We start from the raw sequence: 15,771 nt of genomic DNA, 5'->3' as shown, positions 1-15,771 counted from the left end.
CCGGTCAGCCGGCGCGGCTGGCGCGCTTGCGGTCGCTCTCGGTCAGCAGCTTCTTGCGCAGGCGGATTTCCTTCGGGGTGATCTCGACCAGCTCGTCGTCGTCGATGAAGTCCAGCGCCTGCTCCAGGGTGAACTTGGTCGCCGGGGTCAGCTGGATCGCGTCGTCCTTGCCGGAAGCGCGCATGTTGGTCAGCGGCTTGGTCTTGATTGCGTTGACCGTGAGGTCGTTGTCCTTGCTGTGGATGCCGACCAGTTGGCCTTCGTAGACCTGGTCGCCTTCGGCGGCGAACAGCTTGCCGCGCTCCTGCAGCGGGCCGAGCGAATAGGCCGGGGTGGCGCCCGCAGCATTGGCGATCATCACGCCGTTGAGGCGCTTGGCGATCGGGCCGGTTTCCTTCGGGCCGTAGCGGTCGAACACGTGGAACAGCAGGCCCGACCCCTGGGTCAGGGTCTTGAATTCGTTCTGGAACCCGATCAGGCCACGGGCGGGGATTTCGTAATCCAGGCGCACCCGGCCCTTGCCGTCGGGCTCCATGTTCTTCAGCTGCGCCTTGCGGATGCCCAGCTTCTCCATCACGCCGCCCTGGTGGTTTTCCTCGACGTCGACGACGAGCTGCTCGATCGGCTCCATCAGCTGGCCGTCGATTTCCTTGATGATCACCTCGGGGCGCGACACCGCCAGCTCGAAGCCCTCGCGACGCATGTTCTCGATCAGCACCGACAGGTGCAGCTCGCCGCGGCCGCTGACCAGGAACTTGTCGGCGTCCTCCAGTTGTTCGACCTTGAGCGCCACGTTGTGCACGGTCTCGCGGTCCAGCCGGTCCTTGAGCTGGCGGCTGGTCAGGAACTTGCCGCCGGACAGGTCCTTGTTGCCGGCGAACGGCGAATTGTTGACCTGGAACGTCATCGAGATGGTCGGTTCGTCCACGGTCAGCGCCGGCAGCGCCTCCGGATGGTCGACCGCGCAGATGGTGTCGGAGATGCCGATGTCGGCGATGCCGGAGATGGCCACGATGTCGCCAGCCTCCGCAGTCTCCTGCTCGATCCGCTCCAGGCCCATGAAGCCGAGCACCTGCAGGACCTTGCCCTGGCGCTTCTTGCCCTCGCGGTCGATCACCGTGACCGGCATGTTGCGCTTGAGGGTGCCGCGCTGGATGCGGCCGATGCCGATCACGCCGACGAAATTGTTGTAGTCCAGCTGGCTGATGCGCATCTGGAACGGACCGTCCTTGGCCACCGGCGGGGCCGGCACGTGCTGCATGATCGCCTCGTACAGCGGCGTCATGTCGCCCTCGCGGACGCTGTCGTCCAGGCTGGCGAAGCCGTGCAGCGCCGACGCGTAGACGATCGGGAAGTCGAGCTGCTCGTTGGTCGCGCCGAGCTTGTCGAACAGGTCGAACACCTGGTCGATCACCCAGTCGGGGCGCGCCCCCGGGCGGTCGATCTTGTTGACCACCACGATCGGGCGGAAGCCCATCGCGAACGCCTTCTGGGTCACGAAGCGCGTCTGCGGCATGGGACCGTCCATGGCGTCGACCAGGATCAGCACCGAGTCCACCATCGACAGCACGCGCTCGACCTCGCCGCCGAAGTCGGCGTGCCCCGGGGTATCGACGATGTTGATGCGGTTGCCGCGCCAGGTGATGGCGGTGTTCTTGGCCAGGATGGTGATGCCGCGCTCCTTTTCCTGGTCGTTGCTGTCCATCACCCGCTCGGCCAGCACGGTGCGTTCGGACAGGGTGCCCGACTGCTTGAGCAGGCAGTCCACCAGGGTGGTCTTGCCGTGGTCGACGTGGGCGACGATGGCGATGTTGCGGAGGCGTTCGATGGAATTGGATGCGGACATGCGGAAGGGGCCGCGCGCGTGGGGGCGGCCAGATGGCGGTTGGGGAACCCGGGATTATAGCCTGCCGGCGCGTTGATTTGCCTCAATGCGACGCGCCGGGGGTGGGTCGAGACTGGTGGCGACCCCAGAAGGAGACCCCGCATGATCCGTGAAGTGAGTGGCGACATCCTGTCCAGCCAGGCCCGGGCGATCGCCCACGGCGTGGCCCCGAACGACGACTTCCACACCGGCCTGGCCCTGTCCCTGCGCGAACACGCGCCGGCGCTGTACAAGGATTTCCGCCATTACTGCCAGTCCACCCACCCCAAGCCCGGCAGCCTGTGGACTTGGACCGGCGCCGACGGCCAGCGCGTGGTCAACCTGTTCACCCAGGAGCCGGCCGAGGGCCACCATGGCGGCAAGCCGGGCAAGGCCACACTCGCCAACGTGCGGCACGCCCTGAAGGCGCTGCGCCACGAGGTCGAGCGCGAGGGCTTCGCCAGCCTGGCGCTGCCGCGGATCGCCACCGGCGTGGGCGGGCTGGAGTGGGACGAGGTCCGCCCGCTGGTCGAGGAATACCTCGGCGACCTGCCGATCCCGGTGCTCGTGTACACCACCTTCCATCCCGGCCAGACCGCGGACGAAGGGCTCTAGGCGGCGTCCCGGGCGGGGCGTGTTACCGTGCGCGCCCCGATTCCGGACGGAGCATCCCGATGTCCCTGATTGCCCATTTCGATACCGACCGCGGCCCGATCCGCATCGAGCTGGCCGCCGACAAGGCGCCGCTGACCGTCGCCAACTTCGTCAACCTCGCCAAGCGCGGGTTCTACGACGGCCTCAACTTCCATCGGGTCATCGCCGACTTCATGGTCCAGGGCGGTTGCCCCGAAGGCTCCGGCCGCGGCGGTCCCGGCTACCGCTTCGAGGACGAGGCGAACAACGGCCTGCGCCACGAGCGCGGCGTGCTGTCGATGGCGAACGCCGGCCCCAACACCAACGGCAGCCAGTTCTTCATCACCCACGTGCCCTGCGGCTGGCTGGACGGCAAGCACACCGTGTTCGGCAAGGTGGTCGAGGGCCTGGACGTGGTGGACGCGGTCCGCCAAGGCGACCTGATCAAGTCGGTCAAGATCGAGGGCGACGCCGACGCCGTGCTGGCCGCCAAGGCCGACCGCGTCGCCGAGTGGAACCGCATCCTCGCCGCCTGATCGCGGCACGCTGAGCGCGTCGACCGCCGGCCGCGCCACGCGTGCCGGCGGCTGTCGCCGATGGCCCGGCGAACGGCCGAGAGCCGCGCCGGCCCTGCGTTTCGACCAAGGTCGCAGGGCGGTCGCGGGGATGCCCTGTGGTAACATCACGGGGCTGTTTCCCACGTCTCCGCCGCGCCTGCGCGGCCCGTCCCGAGGTTCCCCACGATGCCTCAGCTCGCCCGGCGCGTCGGTCGCGCCAAGCCCAGCGCCATCATGGCCGTCGCCGAAAAGGCCAAGCGCCTGAAGGCCGAAGGCCGCGACATCATCAGCTTCTCGATCGGCGTCCCCAACTTCCTGCCCGGCGAGCATGTCTACGCCGCCGCCCGCGAGGCGCTGGCCAAGGACAGCGGCCAGTACGGCAGCAACCGCGGCAGCGACCTGCTGCTGGACGCCTTCATCGCGCACATGGCGAAGATCGGCCTGACCGGCTACGGGCGGGTGAACTGCGCGACCGGCATCGGCGCCAAGCACGTCATCTACAACCTGGCCGAGGCCTTGCTGGACGAAGGCGACACCATCGCCTTCGCGGTGCCGTACTGGACCAGCTACATGGACATCGCGGAGATCGTCGGGGCGAAGGTCGACCTGCTGCCGTGCCCGCCGGAACAGGACTACAAGCTCACCCCCGCGCAGCTCGACGCCGCGCTGGCGCGCAAGCCCAAGGTGTTCCTGTTCAACAACCCGAACAACCCGACCGGCATGGCCTACACCGCCGCCGAGATCGATGCGCTGGCCGACGTCGTCGCGAAGTACCCCGATACCTGGATCATCACCGACGACATCTACAACCGGATGGTGTTCGACGGGATCGGCTACCGCAATTTCGTGCAGAGCCGCCCCGAGTTGCGCGACCGCGTGATCTTCATCGACTCGCTGTCCAAGACCTACGGCATGCCGGGCTGGCGCGTGGGCTTCCTGGCCGGTCCGGAGGCGGTGGCCTCAGCGGTCACCACGATGAACTCCAACCACATCACCAACATCCCCGAAATCGTCACCGCCGCGGCGATCGCCGCGCTGGACGGTCCGCAGGACGTGCCAAGCGAGAAGTGCGCCGAGTTCCAGGCCAAGCGCGACCAGGTGATGGCGGTGATGGACGCGATCCCCGGCATCGTCTGCCCGAAGCCGCAGGGTGCGTTCTACGTGTTCCCCGACGTCAGCGCCTATTTCGGCAAGTCGCATGCGGGCCAGGTCGTCGCCAACGACGTCGACCTCTGCAACGCGCTGCTGGAGAGCAAGGGCGTGGCCTGCGTGCCGGGCTCGGCGTTCGGCGAGCCGCGCGCGCTGCGCATCAGCTACACCTGCCCGACCGCGCAGCTGGCCCCTGGCCTGGCGCGTTTCCGGGAATTCTTCGCCGAGTTGTCCTGACCCATTCCGCCGGCGCGGACGCCTGCCGCGCCTCCACACCCTCCAGGAGTCGCCCCCATGAAAGCCCCCGTCCGTGTCGCGGTCACCGGTGCCGCCGGCCAGATCGGTTACGCCCTGCTGTTCCGCATCGCCTCCGGCGAAATGCTGGGCAAGGACCAGCCGGTCATCCTGCAGATGCTCGAGCTGCCGCTCGACAAGGCGCAGGCCGCGTTGCGCGGCGTGATGATGGAGCTGGAGGACTGCGCGTTCCCGCTGCTGGCCGGCATGGTCGGCACCGATGACCCGGAGGTCGCGTTCAAGGACGCCGACTACGCCCTGCTGGTCGGTGCGCGTCCGCGCGGCCCGGGCATGGAGCGCAAGGACCTGCTGCTGGAGAACGCGAAGATCTTCACCGCCCAGGGCGCCGCGCTGAACAAAGTCGCCAGCCGCGACGTGAAGGTGCTGGTGGTCGGCAACCCGGCCAACACCAATGCCTACATCGCGATGAAGTCGGCGCCGGACCTGCCGGCCAAGAACTTCACCGCGATGCTGCGCCTGGACCACAACCGCGCGCTGTCGCAGCTGGCCAACAAGGCCGGCGTGGCGGTGGCCGACATCGAGAAGCTGGTCGTGTGGGGCAACCACAGCCCCACCATGTACCCGGACTACCGCTTCGCCACCGTCGGCGGCGCGTCGCTGAAGGACAAGATCGGCGACGCCGACTGGAACGCCAATACCTTCATCCCGACCGTGGGCAAGCGCGGCGCGGCGATCATCGAGGCGCGCGGCCTGTCGTCGGCGGCCTCGGCGGCCAATGCCGCGATCGACCACATGCGCGACTGGGCGCTGGGCACCGACGGCAAGTGGGTGACCATGGGCGTGCCGTCGGACGGCAGCTACGGCATCCCGGAAGGCGTGATGTACGGCGTGCCGGTGACCTGCGCGAACGGCGAGTACACCCGCATCGAGGGCCTGCCGGTGGACGACTTCAGCCGCGCCGCGATGGACAAGACCCTGGCCGAACTCGAGGAAGAGCGCGCGGGCGTCGCCCACCTGCTCTGACCCCGCCGCGCCATCCGCGTGGCAACCCGACGCCGGCCTCGTGCCGGCGTCGTCGCGTCCGGGCCCGGCGGTTACGACGAAGGTCTGAATGTGCGACGCCGGGCGCGGCGCTAGCCTAGTCGGCGACGCTGGGGAGGCCTGCGATGCGCTACGAAGAATTCCACCGCTGGTCGCTGGAGGATCCGGAGGGCTTCTGGGCCGAGCAGGCCAAGGCCATCCACTGGCATGTACCGCCGCAACGGATCCTGGACGACGACAACCCGCCGTTCCGCAAGTGGTTCGCCGGCGGCGAGACCAACCTCTGCCATAACGCGGTCGACCGCCACCTCGCGGAGCGCGGCGACCAGCTGGCCTTGGTCGCGATCTCCAGCGAGACCGGGGTGGCCCGCGAGATCACCTACCGCGAGCTGCACCGCGAGGTGAACGCCTTCGCCGCCAGCCTGGTCGAGCTCGGCGTGGGGCGTGGCGACCGCGTCGTCATCTACATGCCCAACATCGCCGAGGCGGTGTTCGCGATGCTGGCCTGCGCGCGCATCGGCGCGATCCACTCGGTGGTGTTCGGCGGGTTCGCCGCGCACAACCTCGCGTTGCGGATCGACGACGCGGAGCCGGCCTTGCTGGTCTGCGCCGACGCCGGCATGCGCGGCGGCAAGGTGATCCCGTACAAGCCGCTGGTCGACGCCGCGCTGGCCGAAGCCGCCTCGCCGCCGCCGCGCGTGCTGGTCGTGGATCGCGGCCTGGACCCGGGCATGGCGCGCGTCGAGGGCCGCGACATCGATTACGCGCCGCTGCGTGAACGCCACCTCGGCAGCGAGGTCCCGGTGGCGTGGCTGGAGTCGAACGAACCCAGCTACCTGCTCTACACCAGCGGCACCACCGGCAAGCCCAAGGGCGTGCAGCGCGATGTCGGCGGGCACGCGGTGGCGCTGGCGCTGTCGATGTGGGCGATCTACGACATCCGCGCCGGGCAGGTCATGTTCTCCACCTCCGACGTGGGCTGGGCGGTCGGGCATTCGTACAACGTGTACGGGCCGCTGATCGCCGGCGCCACCTCGATCCTCTACGAGGGTTTGCCGACCTCGCCGGACGCGGGCGTGTGGTGGCGGATCTGCGAGACCTACGGCGTGCGCACGATGTTCTCCTCACCGACCGCGGTGCGCGTGCTGAAGAAGCAGGACGAGGCCTGGCTCAAGCGCTACGACCTGTCGAAGTTCCAGTGGTTGTTCCTCGCCGGCGAACCGCTGGACGAGCCGACCGCGCGCTGGATCACCGACGGACTGGGCAAGACGGTGATCGACAACTACTGGCAGACCGAGACCGGCTGGCCGGTGCTGTGCCTGATGCCGGGCGTGGAGCTCAAGCCGGTGAAGTTCGGTTCCCCCGGGCTGCCCGCGCCGGGCTACCGGCTGCGGGTGATCAACGAGGTCACCGGCGAGGACGCGCCGGCGGGCGAAAAGGGCGTGCTGGTGATCGAGCCGCCGATGCCGCCGGGCTGCCTGACCACCGTGTGGCGCAACGACGCCCGCTTCCTCGCCAGCTATTTCGGCCACTTCAAGGACCTGCTGTATTCCTCGCTGGACTGGGCGATCCGCGACGAGGACGGCTACACCTTCATCCTCGGCCGCACCGACGACGTGATCAACGTGGCCGGCCATCGCCTCGGCACGCGCGAAATCGAGGAAGCGGTAGCCAGCCACCCGGCGGTCGCCGAGGCAGCGGTGGTCGGTGTGCAGGACGACCTGAAGGGACAGGTGCCGATCGTGTTCGCCACCCTGAAGGCCGCGGGCAGCGACGCCGCCGATGCCGCGACCGGCATGCTGCGCAGCGTCGTCGACCAGCTCGGCGCGGTGGCGCGGCCGTCGCGCGTCTACGTGGTCGGCGCACTGCCCAAGACCCGCTCCGGCAAGCTGCTGCGGCGCTCGTTGCAGGCCCTGGCCGAAGCCCGCGACCCGGGCGACCTGTCGACCCTCGACGACCCCGCCGCGCTGGACGAGGTGAAGCGCGCGCTGGCGCGCGGTTCCGACGCCTGAGCGGGCAGGTGGGCGCTCGCGGTAAAATCGCGTTTTCCCCGGAGGCTGCATGTCGATGAATTCCTCCGCCGGCGCGCGGTTCCGCGCCGCCCTGTCCGCCGAGTCGCCGCTGCAGGTGATGGGCGCGATCACCGCCTACGCCGGCCTGATGGCCAAGCGCACCGGCTACCGCGCGCTGTACCTGTCCGGCGGCGGCGTCGCCGCCAATTCGCTGGGCATGCCCGACCTCGGCATCAGCACCATGGAGGACGTGCTCATCGATGCGCGCCGCATCGTGGACGCGACCGGCATGCCGCTGCTGGTCGACATCGACACCGGCTGGGGCGGCGCGTTCAACATCGCCCGCACCATCCGCAACTTCGAGCGCGTCGGCGTGGCCGCCGTGCACATGGAGGACCAGGTCGGGCAAAAGCGCTGCGGCCATCGTCCCGGCAAGGAAGTGGTGACGAAGGACGAGATGGTCGACCGGGTGAAGGCGGCGGTCGACGCGCGCAGCGACCGCGATTTCGTGATCATGGCGCGCACCGATGCCGCCGCGGTGGAGGGCCTGGACAGCGCGATCGAACGCGCCGTCGCCTACGTCGAGGCCGGTGCCGACATGGTGTTCCCGGAGGCGATGACCTCGCTGGACGACTACCGCAAGGTGAAGGCCGCGGTCGGCGTGCCGGTGCTCGCCAACCTCACCGAGTTCGGCAGCACGCCGTTCTACACCACCGACGAGCTGCGCGATGCCGGCGTCGACATCGCCCTGTATTGCTGCGGCGCCTACCGCGCGATGAACAAGGCCGCGCTGGGCTTCTACGAGGCGGTCCGCCGCGACGGCACGCAGAAGCACGTCATCGACACCCTGCAGACCCGCGCCGAGCTCTATGACTTCCTGGGCTACCACGCCTACGAGGACAAGCTCGACCAGTTGTTTGCGCAGAAGAAGTGAGCCGAGGACCCAAGATGAGCGAGCAGACCCCCGCCCCGGCGTTCAAGCCGAAGAAATCCGTCGCGCTGTCTGGCACGGCAGCCGGCAACACCGCGCTGTGCACCGTGGGCCGCACCGGCAACGACCTGGCCTACCGCGGCTACGACATCCTCGACCTGGCCACCACCAGCGAGTTCGAGGAGATCGCCCACCTGCTGGTGCACGGCAAGCTGCCCAACCGCGCCGAGCTGGCCAGCTACAAGGCGAAGCTGAAGGCGCTGCGCGGCATCCCCGCCGCGGTCAAGGCCGCGCTGGAGGAATTGCCGCCGTCCGCGCACCCGATGGACGTGATGCGCACCGGCGTCTCGGTGCTCGGCTGCGTGTCGCCGGAGAAGGACGACCACAACCACCCCGGCGCGCGCGACATCGCCGACAAGCTGATGGCCTGCCTGGGCTCGATGCTGCTGTACTGGTACCACTGGAGCCACAACGGCCGGGCCATCGACGTCGAGACCGACGACGACTCCATCGGCGGCCACTTCCTGCACCTGCTGCACGGTGCGCCGGCGCCGGAGAGCTGGGTGCGCGCGATGCACACCTCGCTGATCCTGTACGCCGAGCACGAGTTCAATGCCTCGACCTTCACCGCGCGGGTCATCGCCGGCACCGGCAGCGACATGCATTCCTGCATCGCCGGCGCGATCGGCGCGCTGCGCGGTCCCAAGCACGGCGGCGCCAACGAGGTCGCGTTCGAGGTGCAGAAGCGCTACGAGACGCCGGACGAGGCCGAGGCCGACATCAAGGCCCGCGTGGAGCGCAAGGAAGTGGTGATCGGATTCGGGCACCCGGTGTACACGGTGTCGGACCCGCGCAACAAGGTGATCAAGCAGGTCGCCCACGACCTGTCGGCCGAGCAGTCGAACATGAAGATGTACGCCATCGCCGAGCGCCTGGAGTCGGTGATGTGGGACATCAAGAAGATGTTCCCCAACCTCGACTGGTTCAGCGCGGTCAGCTACCACATGATGGGCGTGCCCACCGCGATGTTCACCCCGCTGTTCGTCATCGCGCGCACCAGCGGCTGGAGCGCGCACGTGATCGAGCAGCGCATCGACGGCAAGATCATCCGCCCGAGCGCGAACTACATCGGCCCCGAAGACCAGGCCTTCGTGCCGATCGACCAGCGCTGAGGCCCGCGCTGCCAGCCGCGCGCGATCCGTACCCATCGACGCCGCCGACCAAAGTCGGAGACGTTGGCGCTTGCGTCCGCATCGACGATGCGCCGCGCTACTGGCCAGAATTCGCGATGCGCGTGCCGGCGGCGCGGCGTTACCCTAACGGCCGTGGCGCATGGCCACCCGCTCGCAAGACCCGATGGATACCGACTGGCTGATCCCCGCCGACCGCTTCGTAGAACATGCGCTGGTCGCGTTGGCGACGCTGGTCGTCACCGCGCTGGTGGTGGTCATCCACTACGAGGGCCTGCACGCGCTGGCGCGGCGCTACGGCGGCCGTGCGCCGCGGCGCAGCCGCTCGTCGATGCTGTGGATCATCTTCGCGCTGCTGGGCCTGCACGTGCTGGAGATCTGGTGCTACGGCCTCGGGTACTGGTGGCTGGTCAAGTTCCCGGATACCGGGTTCGTGCACGGCGAGCACGGCATGGACCACCTGTTCGATGCGGTCTACTTCTCGGCGATGACCTACAGCACGGTGGGTTTCGGCGACCTGTCGCCGGTCGGCGCGGTCCGCCTGATGTCGGGCATGGAAGCGATCACCGGCCTGCTGATGATCACCTGGTCGGCGACCTTCACCTACCTCGAGATGTCGCGCCTATGGACGCCGGGTCGCGAGTGACGCGATGCCGGCTCAGCCCCGGCGCGGCTTGAGGCTCTGCACCTTGTAGAAGGTGTGGTCGCCGATGGTCGCGACCTGGTAGGCGGTGCGCCAGCTCGGGCTGGCGATGGCGTGGGCGGCGAAGTGGCTGGCGCCCGGCACGACTTCCTTGCGCTGCCCCGGGGGCAGGGCCCAGTTGCGCTCGGATTCCAGGGCGATGGTCACCGCCTCCGCCCAGGCCTCGGTGTTCGACAGGCGGGTCTGCGGGGACACCAGGGTCGGCGCGAACTGCTTGCGCGCGGTGACCACCTGGCAGAGGTCGCGGCCCCACAGCCCGCTGTCGCGACGGCGCAGGGCGACTTCAGCGACCGCCTGCTGGCCGCGCACGGACTGGTCGCGCGCTTCCAGGTACACGGTGGTGGACAGGCACAGCGAATCGGCGGCGGGCTGCGGCAACACGTGCGACAGCCAGAGGATCCAGGCCAGTTTCATGTCGGACTCCTTGCTCCGTTGCGGCGCGTGGCTTCGACACCGGCGTTCGGCCGGGGCGGGGACACGCGTCATGGCGTACTGGGGAGGGCGGCAGCTCTATGGCGACCTTTGCCCGGGCCCGCCGTCGTAGTCGGGGGCCGGTAGCTGCCCGTGCGCCAGGAGGGCGGGGCAGGACGAAAGTGCGCGCACCTTAGGCGGCGCTTCCCGAACGAAAGCTGAATGCGCCTTTTGCCAAGTCTCTGATCCGACTGGAGTTTTTATTCGGTCGCCTGCTCAAAGCGCCGCGGCGAGGCGACTGCCCTGGGCGATCGCGCGCTTGGCATCGAGCTCGGCGGCCACGTCGGCGCCGCCGATCAGGTGGACGTTGCGACCGCGCGCCAGCAGCGCCGCATGCAGGTCGCGGCGCGGCTCCTGGCCGGCGCAAACCACCACGTGGTCGACTGCAAGCAGCTGCTCGCCGCCATCGATCCGCACGTGCAGGCCCTCGTCGTCGACACCGAGGTATTCCACCCCGCCGAGCATCTTCACGCCCTTGGACTTCAGGGTGGCGCGATGGATCCAGCCGGTGGTCTTGCCCAGCCGCGCACCGGGACGCCCCGGGCTGCGCTGCAGCAGCCACAGTTGGCGGGCGGACGGTTCGGGGCGCGGCGCCACCAGCCCGCCGGCCGCCTCGAAGCTCGGGTCGACGCCCCATTCGGCCATCCACCGCGCCGGATCCAGCGTTGCCGAGGCGCCGTGCTCGGCGAGGAATTCGGCCACGTCGAAGCCGATGCCGCCGGCGCCGATGATCGCGACCTTGGCGCCCGGCACGACGCGGCCCTGCAGGACATCCAGGTAGCCGACGACCTTGGGGTGGTCGTGGCCGGGGATGTCGATCGCGCGCGGCGTCACCCCTGTCGCCACCACCACCTCGTCGAATCCGTCGAGCATCGCGGCATCCACCGGGGCGTGCAGGCGGAGCTCGACGCCGGTGTCCTCGATCCGCTGGCGGAAGTAGCGCAGGGTCTCGTGGAACTCTTCCTTGCCCGGAATGCGCTTGGCGAGGTTGAACTGGCCGCCGATCTCGCCGGCGGCATCGAACAGGGCGACCCGATGGCCGCGTTCCGCGGCGACCGTGGCGCAGGCGAGGCCGGCCGGTCCCGCGCCGACCACGGCGATCGACTTGGGGGCCGCCGCGGGCGTGTACACCAATTCGGTCTCGGCGCAGGCGCGCGGATTGACCAGGCAGCTCGCGCGCTTGTTCTCGAACACGTGGTCGAGGCAGGCCTGGTTGCAGGCGATGCAGGTGTTGATGGCCGCCGCGCGCCCGCTGCGGGCCTTCTCCACCCACTGCGGGTCGGCGAGCAATGGCCGCGCCATCGAGACCATGTCGGCGCCGCCGGCCGCCAGCACGGCTTCGGCCACCTCGGGCGTGTTGATGCGGTTGGTCGCGACCAGCGGCAGGCCGACATGCGGCTTCAGCTTGGCGGTCACGCCGGCGAAGGCCGCGCGTGGCACCGAGGTCGCGATGGTCGGCACCCGCGCCTCGTGCCAGCCGATGCCGGTGTTGATGATCGTGGCGCCAACGGCCTCGACCGCGCGCGCCTGCGCGACGATGTCGTCCCAGCCATTGCCGCCTTCCACCAGGTCGAGCATCGACAACCGGTAGACCAGGATGAAGTCGGGGCCGCAGGCCTCGCGCACGCGACGCACGATCTCCACCGCGAAGCGCATGCGGCGGGTCGCATCGCCGCCCCAGGCGTCGTTGCGCCGGTTGGTCCGCGGCGCGGTGAACTCGTTCAGCAGGTAGCCTTCGGAGCCCATGATCTCGACGCCGTCGTAGCCGGCGTCGCGCGCGCGCGATGCCGCCGTCGCGAAGTCGCGGATCTGGCGCTCGACCGCGCGTGTACCCAGGGCGCGGGGCGTGAAGGGATTGATCGGCGCCTTCAATCGCGAAGGCGCGACCGACAGCGGATGGTAGGCATAGCGGCCGGCGTGCAGCAGCTGCATGCAGATCTTGCCGTCGTGTGCGTGCACGGCGGAGGTGACCATCCGATGCCGGCCGACGTGCCAAGGCTGGCTCATGCGCCCGGCGAACGGTTTCAGCCAGCCCACGATATTCGGTGCGAACCCCCCGGTCACGATCAGGCCGACACCACCGGCCGCCCGCTCCGCGTAGTAGGCCGCGAGCTTCGGGAAGTCGCGGGCATGGTCTTCCAGCCCGGTGTGCATCGAACCCATGAGCACCCGGTTGCGAAGGCGGGTGAATCCCAGGTCGAGGGGTTGCAGGAGGCGAGGATAGGGTGGGCTCATGGGCCTAGCATACCTAGGCGTACGGTGCGCGTCGCGTTTCCATGGTCGCGGATGGCCGAGCCCGCCTCGTGGTTCGGGATGAACGGTAGACTTCGCTGCGGGATTTTGCATCGCCGCATCCGTTATGCTAGCGTTAACATGGCTTTCACGGCGCCCGCTGTAGTTTGAACGGGATGGCGTGCGGACACAGCCGTCTCAGTGCATTCAAAATTTGCGTCACGGTTTCTTTTACTGATCAAGGAGCTGAACATGAACAAGAAACTCCTCTGCGCCGCCCTTCTGGGTGGTCTGGGTCTGGCGCAGGCTGCGTCCGCCCAGGAGTTCGATGACCGTTGGTACGTCTCCGGTTCGACCGGCGTGAACTTCCAGGACAAGGACCGCAACACCGAAGACTCCCTCTTCGGCACCTTGGGCTTCGGCAAGTTCATCTCGCCGAACGTCTCGCTGGAAGCTGAAATCAACTACCAGAACCCGGACAAGTCCTCCAATCCGAACCTGTGGTGGAGCCAGTACGGCGTGTCGCTGGATGGCCGTTACCACTTCCGCAGCGTCGATTCCAAGTGGTGGCCCTATGTCCGTGGCGGGATCGGCTGGCAGCGCAGCGAAGAAGAGTACGCCGCGACGCCGAACCCGGTGTCCCCGGGTCAGGTCGAGGATTCGAACTTGGCGCTGAACTTGGGCGCTGGTCTTCAGTTCGACTTCGGTCGCTTGGACCTGCGCACGGAAATCGGCACCCGCGTCGATTTCAATGACTCGTCTTACTCGGCACCGAGCGAAGACCAGTTCACCGACCTGCTCGCGTCCGTCGGCCTGACCGTGGCCCTTGGGCCGGAGCCGATGGCCCCGGTTGCTCCGCCGCCGGCCCCGCAGCCGACCTGCGCCGACATGGATGACGACGGCGACGGCGTCAACAACTGCAACGACAAGTGCCCGGGTTCGCAGGCTGGCCAGACCATCGGTCCGGACGGTTGCCCGGTGCCGGTGTCGATCGACCTGAAGGGCGTGAACTTCGACTTCGACAAGTCGACCCTGCGTCCGGACGCGATCGCGATCCTGAACGAGGCGGTCGAGATCCTGAAGCGCTATCCGGAACTGCGCGTCGAAGTGGCTGGCCACACCGACCAGTGCGGCAAGGATTCGTACAACCAAGGTCTGTCCGAGCGTCGCGCCAAGGCCGTGTACGACTACCTGACCAGCAACGGCGTCGATGCCGGCCGTCTGGCGGGTCCGAACGGTTACGGCGAGAGCCGTCCGCTCGAGGACAAGGGCCAGGCCTTCCCGGGCTGCAAGAGCGAGACCAACCGCCGTACCGAGCTGAACACCCAGTAATTCGGACTGTTCCGTTCGCGGCATCAGGAAGCCCGGCCTCGCGCCGGGCTTCTTGTTTGTGGACCACGTTCGGCCCCAGCCTCCGATTGCAGGGTCGCGGAGCTTCGACCTACACTGCCGCAACCCTCGGGGAAACCCACATGACCTTCATTCGCGTCGTTGCCGCCCTCCTCTTGGCGTGCATGTCCCCGGCTTCGTTCGCGCAGGCGCAGCTGGCCTGCAGCAACGAATTACTGTCTGCGATGCCTGTGCGCTCGACGGTGTTGTCGACGCTGGCGATCGAGTTGAATCCGGGCACGTCGCAGGCTGGCGCATCGGCGGGGGTGCTGGGAGAGGCTTTCGACGAGGCGCTGTCGGTCGACAACGTGCTCCTGCGCATCCGCCAGGATGGTTGCCGGGCGATGGCGAATGCGCGCCCGGCGGGTGCCGTGGACCCCAACGACCCCGCCGCCTACAAGCCCAAGACCCAATTCGACAACACGCCGTGGCGCTTCAACATGACGCAGAACGGCAAGCGCATGACCGCCGATGAATTCGACGCCTGGTTGAAGTCGCGTGGGGTACGCGTGGTTGGTCGCAAGGACGCCGCGCCCGTGCCTGCAGCGCCCGGACCGGCAACGCCTGCGGCGGAGAAGCCGAAGCAGTAATCCGATGGCGAGCCACGGTCCGGGTGCACGTCCGCGTCGCATCGGGCTCGCGCGCGCGCTGTCCAAGCGCGGCGTCGCCTCGCGCAGCCAGGCCACCGCGTGGATCCGCGAAGGGCGCGTGCGTGTCGATGGGCGCGTCGTGACCGACCCGGAGTTCCCGACAGTCGATGGCCTTCACGTGCTGGAAGTCGACCGCCACGCAGTCGGTGCACTCGCGGTCGAGCGCCGCTACATCGCCCTCAACAAGCCCCGCGGCCTCGTCACCACCGCGCGCGACGAACAGGCGCGCAACACCGTGTATCGCTGCTTCGATGGCGCCGGCCTGGGCTGGATCGCCCCCGTGGGCCGGCTCGACAAGGCCAGCGAGGGCTTGTTGCTGTTTTCCAACGATCCGCAGTGGGCGGCGCGCATCACCGATCCCGGCACCGGCCCGGACAAGGGCTACCACGTGCAGGTCGATTGCATCCCCGACGAGGCGCGCCTGCGCGCGATGCGCGAGGGCGTGGCGTGCGATGGCGTGGTGTTGCGGGCGAAGGCGGTCTCGCTGTTGCGCGCCGGCGGCAAGCACGCATGGCTGGAGATCGTGCTCGACGAAGGCCGAAACCGGCAGATCCGGCGCCTGCTGGCGGCGCTCGGCATCGGCGTGCTGCGGCTGGTGCGGGTGTCGATCGGCCAGGTCGTGTTGGGCGACCTCGCGAAGGGGGCGTGGCGACCCCTCACCGAGGTGGAAGTCGCCGCGCTGGGCGGCGGCTGA

Annotated in this window: 14 protein-coding genes; 11 read left to right on the top strand and 3 right to left on the bottom strand. The window is 68.7% G+C overall.

Annotation, left to right across the window (positions count from 1 at the left end):
• Positions 1–4: 4 nt before the first annotated feature.
• On the bottom strand, positions 5–1,846 hold the full coding sequence (gene typA, locus ON759_RS13175; protein WP_271680851.1) for a translational GTPase TypA: 1,842 nt from the start codon (positions 1,844–1,846) through the stop codon (positions 5–7).
• A gap of 141 nt (positions 1,847–1,987) precedes the next feature.
• Between typA and ON759_RS13170 the strand changes: the two genes are divergently transcribed.
• The 8 genes from ON759_RS13170 to ON759_RS13135 all read left to right on the top strand — a co-directional run bounded on the left by ON759_RS13170 (position 1,988) and on the right by ON759_RS13135 (position 10,278).
• Positions 1,988–2,479, top strand: a complete 492-nt coding sequence (locus ON759_RS13170) for a macro domain-containing protein (protein ID WP_271680850.1) — start codon at positions 1,988–1,990, stop codon at positions 2,477–2,479.
• A 59-nt stretch (positions 2,480–2,538) separates the two neighbouring features.
• Positions 2,539–3,033 (top strand): peptidylprolyl isomerase, encoded by a 495-nt coding sequence (locus ON759_RS13165; protein WP_271680849.1) that lies wholly within the window; start codon positions 2,539–2,541, stop codon positions 3,031–3,033.
• Positions 3,034–3,240: 207 nt separating this feature from the next.
• Positions 3,241–4,440, top strand: a complete 1,200-nt coding sequence (locus ON759_RS13160) for a pyridoxal phosphate-dependent aminotransferase (protein WP_271680848.1) — start codon at positions 3,241–3,243, stop codon at positions 4,438–4,440.
• Positions 4,441–4,497: 57 nt separating this feature from the next.
• Entirely contained in the window at positions 4,498–5,481 is a 984-nt protein-coding gene (locus ON759_RS13155) for a malate dehydrogenase (protein ID WP_271680847.1), read from the top strand.
• A 143-nt stretch (positions 5,482–5,624) separates the two neighbouring features.
• On the top strand, positions 5,625–7,511 hold the full coding sequence (prpE, locus tag ON759_RS13150) for a propionate--CoA ligase (protein WP_271680846.1): 1,887 nt from the start codon (positions 5,625–5,627) through the stop codon (positions 7,509–7,511).
• Between the two features lie 49 nt (positions 7,512–7,560).
• Positions 7,561–8,445 carry a methylisocitrate lyase gene (gene prpB, locus ON759_RS13145; RefSeq protein ID WP_271680845.1) on the top strand — a complete coding sequence of 295 codons (885 nt, stop codon included), beginning with the start codon at positions 7,561–7,563 and terminating at the stop codon, positions 8,443–8,445.
• Between the two features lie 14 nt (positions 8,446–8,459).
• Positions 8,460–9,614, top strand: coding sequence for a bifunctional 2-methylcitrate synthase/citrate synthase (prpC, locus tag ON759_RS13140; protein WP_271680844.1), 1,155 nt, complete (start codon positions 8,460–8,462; stop codon positions 9,612–9,614).
• 160 nt (positions 9,615–9,774) lie between these two features.
• On the top strand, positions 9,775–10,278 hold the full coding sequence (locus ON759_RS13135; RefSeq protein ID WP_271680843.1) for a potassium channel family protein: 504 nt from the start codon (positions 9,775–9,777) through the stop codon (positions 10,276–10,278).
• 12 nt (positions 10,279–10,290) lie between these two features.
• Here ON759_RS13135 and ON759_RS13130 read toward each other — a convergent pair whose 3' ends face one another.
• Both ON759_RS13130 and ON759_RS13125 read right to left on the bottom strand, forming a co-directional pair.
• Positions 10,291–10,749, bottom strand: coding sequence for a cell wall hydrolase (locus ON759_RS13130; RefSeq protein WP_271680842.1), 459 nt, complete (start codon positions 10,747–10,749; stop codon positions 10,291–10,293).
• A gap of 273 nt (positions 10,750–11,022) precedes the next feature.
• On the bottom strand, positions 11,023–13,041 hold the full coding sequence (locus ON759_RS13125; protein ID WP_271680841.1) for an oxidoreductase: 2,019 nt from the start codon (positions 13,039–13,041) through the stop codon (positions 11,023–11,025).
• A gap of 249 nt (positions 13,042–13,290) precedes the next feature.
• Between ON759_RS13125 and ON759_RS13120 the strand changes: the two genes are divergently transcribed.
• The 3 genes from ON759_RS13120 to ON759_RS13110 all read left to right on the top strand — a co-directional run bounded on the left by ON759_RS13120 (position 13,291) and on the right by ON759_RS13110 (position 15,771).
• Complete coding sequence (locus tag ON759_RS13120) at positions 13,291–14,370, top strand: OmpA family protein (protein WP_271680840.1); 1,080 nt, start codon at positions 13,291–13,293, stop codon at positions 14,368–14,370.
• 140 nt (positions 14,371–14,510) lie between these two features.
• Positions 14,511–15,017, top strand: coding sequence for a hypothetical protein (locus ON759_RS13115; protein ID WP_374383491.1), 507 nt, complete (start codon positions 14,511–14,513; stop codon positions 15,015–15,017).
• Between the two features lie 4 nt (positions 15,018–15,021).
• Complete coding sequence (locus ON759_RS13110) at positions 15,022–15,771, top strand: pseudouridine synthase (RefSeq protein ID WP_271680838.1); 750 nt, start codon at positions 15,022–15,024, stop codon at positions 15,769–15,771.

It is taken from the genome of Thermomonas mangrovi (genome assembly GCF_028201335.1).
GTDB classification, from domain to species: Bacteria; Pseudomonadota; Gammaproteobacteria; order Xanthomonadales; family Xanthomonadaceae; genus Thermomonas; species Thermomonas mangrovi.
Note: the sequence above shows the minus strand (reverse complement) of the source record. Positions and strands in the feature narration are given on the sequence as shown.